Genomic DNA, 3,487 nt, shown 5'->3' on the forward strand with positions numbered 1-3,487 from the left:
GTGCGGTACGGGCCCGTTTGCTTTGAACAGGTTCGAATCCCCTTTCGTGGCTTGTGAGGCTGGTGTTAAAGTCGGCGCACTCGCACGGGGGTTGGCTGGGGGGTCTCTCTCGCTCGGACTCGCGTCGCCGCTCAGGCCGACGCCGCCGGCCCCGTGCCCTCATGTCCTGGGGAGGGACCTCACTTTGGCTCGTACGAGCAATGCCCGGGTGCGTGGAAACGGCCGTACCCGAGCGGCTCTCGTCCTGGCGCTGGCGACAGTGACGGCGGCGGGATCCGGAATCACGGCACCGCAGGCGACGGCCGTCCCGTCCTCGGCCGCGGCGGCCGAGGACGTGACCGTCCTGCCGCCGGGCAAGCGCTTCGCCCCGCGCGCCACCTCGATCCTCACCGCCGGTGAGACCGGCTACCTGCTGTTGCAGGAGAACGACGACCGGCTGCTCTGGATCGACTACGCGACCGGCTCGGCGACCCCGCTCGCCACCCGGCTGCCCGAGAAGCCCCGTTACGACCCCGAGACGGGATACTGGGACCACACCCAGCGTATTCCGCTCGGCGGGGGCGGCTACTACGGCAACGGCTCCGACACCGTCGCCCTCTACTCCGCCTCGCCCGCACCGCACGTGACGCTCCAGAAGGGCGCGGGTGCCGTCTTCGCCGACATCGTGCTGCCCGAGGGGCAGTCCTACGTCAGCACCTTCGGCGACACCGTCCTCACCCGCACCGGTGAGCCGGGCGGCGCGCCGACCGGCTACCACCTGCTGCGGTACGAGGGCGGCACGGTCACGGACACGCCCGTCACCGGATTCCCCGAGGGCGCCGTTTTCCAAGCGCTCGAGGACGGCGACGCGGACTCGGTGATCATCCGGTACACGGAGCCCGACGTGCCGAACCAGCGGTGGCGGATCGTGGACCTGGCGGAGGCGGTGGCGAAGCCGCTGCCGGACCGCCCCGATCCCGAGGAGCCGTGGCTGGTGAGCGGCTTCCGGCTCGGCGGCGACTCGATCCTGCGGCTGCGCACCGGGCGGGGCAAGGCCGATGTCCTCGACCGGGCCGCCCCGGACACCGTGATCCGCACGGTCGAGACCAGCGCGATGTCGTACGACGCGACCTTCGCGATGGTCGGCGACTCCGTCCTCGCGGTCGAACGGCAGAACCCCGGAGACAACGAGTACCGGGGGACGGCCCTGTGGCGCGTCCCGGACGAGGACGGCACCCTCGATCAGGTACTGGAGCTGGCGGACGAGCAGATCGCCGTCGCTCCCGACGGCTCCGTCCTGATCGCCGGGGCGACCAGCGCCCCTGCGCAGGGCGACGTCGACTGGGCCGTGCACCGCATCCTGCCCAAGGCGGACGGCAGTCTGGAGACACGCCGCCTCGCGACGGTCGAGCCCATGCCCGCGCACATCTACGGCCTCTCCCTCGGCAGCGGCATTCTCACCACGGGCGACGACAGCACGCTGTTCCAGCCGTTCACCTACCTCGGCGCGTACCGCAGCACCTGGCTGAGCACCACGGGCGAGCCGCAGGCCGTCCGCACCACGGTGGACGGTCTGCTGAGCGGGCGCGACAGCGACTGCTCCGGCGGAGCGCTGGCCGAGCGCTGCGTCACGATGTGGGCGACCGGTGACGGCTTCCACGGCCGTGAGAACGGCACCGAGTCCGACCTCACCATGCTGTTCGAGAACGGCGCGACGAACTGGGGCCCGCGCGTCACCACCGGCTTCCAGAGCCCCGAACTGACCGACCTGTCGGGCCGGTTCGGCGTGGTCCGCCCGGCCGCCCGCGGCTCCCAGACCGTCGTCGAGTTCAAGAAGCCGGACTCCGGGACCGTACTGGAGAAGCGGACGGAGGTCGCGGCCGCCGTATGGGGGTCCACCCTCTGGAGCGGCACCAAGGACTCGGGCGTGGTCACCTCGAAGACCCTCCCGTCGGGCACTGCGGGTGAGTCCTTCACCACGCTCAACAAGTGTGTCCCGCAAGAGCTCCAGGCCGTGGGCCGCTGGGTGTACTGGAAGTGCGACAACGCGTCGGGCGTGTTCGACCGGCAGGCCAAGCGGGCCGTCGCCGCGCCGCTCGGGAGCGTCCTGCTGGGCGACGGCTACTTCGTCCACCGGGGCGACGGCACCGGACTCACGCTCTACGACCTGCACGCCGGGCTTCCCGTCTCCGGCGCGGCGGCCGACGTGCCGCACCGCACCCTGGTGAGCGCCGCGGACCTCGGTGAGTCCATCGTGCGGCGCGCCGGCTGGACCGTCGACCGCTTCGGCGGACACGTCGCGTACGCGGGCGCCGACGAGCGGGTGCGCATCGTGCGCACCGGCGTCCCCGCCTCCGCGATCACGGCGATCGACTCCGTGGTGACCACCGGGACGTTCGACCCGGCCGCGGCCGGCGCGCGCTGGACCGGCACGTGGTGGCTCTCCAAGCCGGCCTCGGGCTGGCAGCTCACCGTGAAGCGGGCGGACACCGGCGCGGTCGTCCGCACCGTGTCCGGCGCCGAGGGCCGTGGCCGGATCGACGCGGCCTGGGACGGCAAGGACGGTGCCGGAAAGGCAGTGCCGGGCGGCACTTACCGGTGGACGCTCACCGCGCAGCCCGCCGACGGCGTCGGGGCCGCCCTGGTCACCTCGGGCGACATGAACGTGGTGGGCGAGCTGCCGCCGCCGGCGTTCCGCGATCTGGCGGGCGCGGACGGTGTGGGTGACCTGGTCTCGCTGAGCTCCTCGGGCGCGTTCGCGTACCGGCACGGGAACGGGGCGGGCGGCTTCTCCGGTGCCACGACGGGCTCCGGCTGGCCAACTTCGGCCGTGGCGGTGCCGTTCGGGGACTTGAACGGAGACCGGTGCAACGACGTGCTGGTGCGGTTGGCGAGCGGTGAGCTGCGGGCGTACCGGCCGGGTTGTGGCAAGGCGCTGACGCCGACGAGTCCGTACACGTCCCTCGGCACGGTGTGGAACCAGTTCAACGTGCTGACGTCGCCCGGTGACCTGACGGGTGACGGTCGTGCGGATCTGGTGGCGCGGCAGGCGTCGACCGGTGACATGTATCTGTACGCGGACGACGGTGCGGGGAAGCTGAAGGCGCGCGGGAAGATCGGCACGAACTGGAAGCTGTACCGGGCGGTGCTCGGTGCGGGTGACCTGAACGGTGACGGCATCGGCGAGCTGCTGGCGGTGGACGGGGCCAACTCGCTGTGGCGGTACGACGGTACGGCTGCCGGGACGGTGAAGTCGCGGGCCTTGGTGTTCGGGAACAACTGGGCCACGGGACGCAACGCCTTCGTGGGTGTCGGTGATCTGAACAAGGACGGCAAGGCGGATCTGGTGTCGCGGAACGCGGCGGGTGATCTGCTGCGCAACGGCGGGAACGGGGCCGGGTCCTTCGGGTCGACCGTGAAGATCGGGACGGGCTGGCAGGGCTACAAGGGCCTCTTCTGAGCCTGCGCCCAACTGTCTGTTTCTGGCCCGTGTCCCCTGGTGGGACAC

Annotated in this window: 1 protein-coding gene; it reads left to right on the plus strand. The window is 71.6% G+C overall.

What is annotated here, in order from left to right:
- The first annotated feature begins 184 nt into the window (after window positions 1-184).
- Window positions 185-3,439 carry an FG-GAP-like repeat-containing protein gene (locus ACWGI8_RS41690; RefSeq protein WP_453668667.1) on the plus strand — a complete coding sequence of 1,085 codons (3,255 nt, stop codon included), beginning with the start codon at window positions 185-187 and terminating at the stop codon, window positions 3,437-3,439.
- Window positions 3,440-3,487 lie beyond the last annotated feature (48 nt).

It is taken from the genome of Streptomyces sp. NPDC054841 (genome assembly GCF_053611045.1).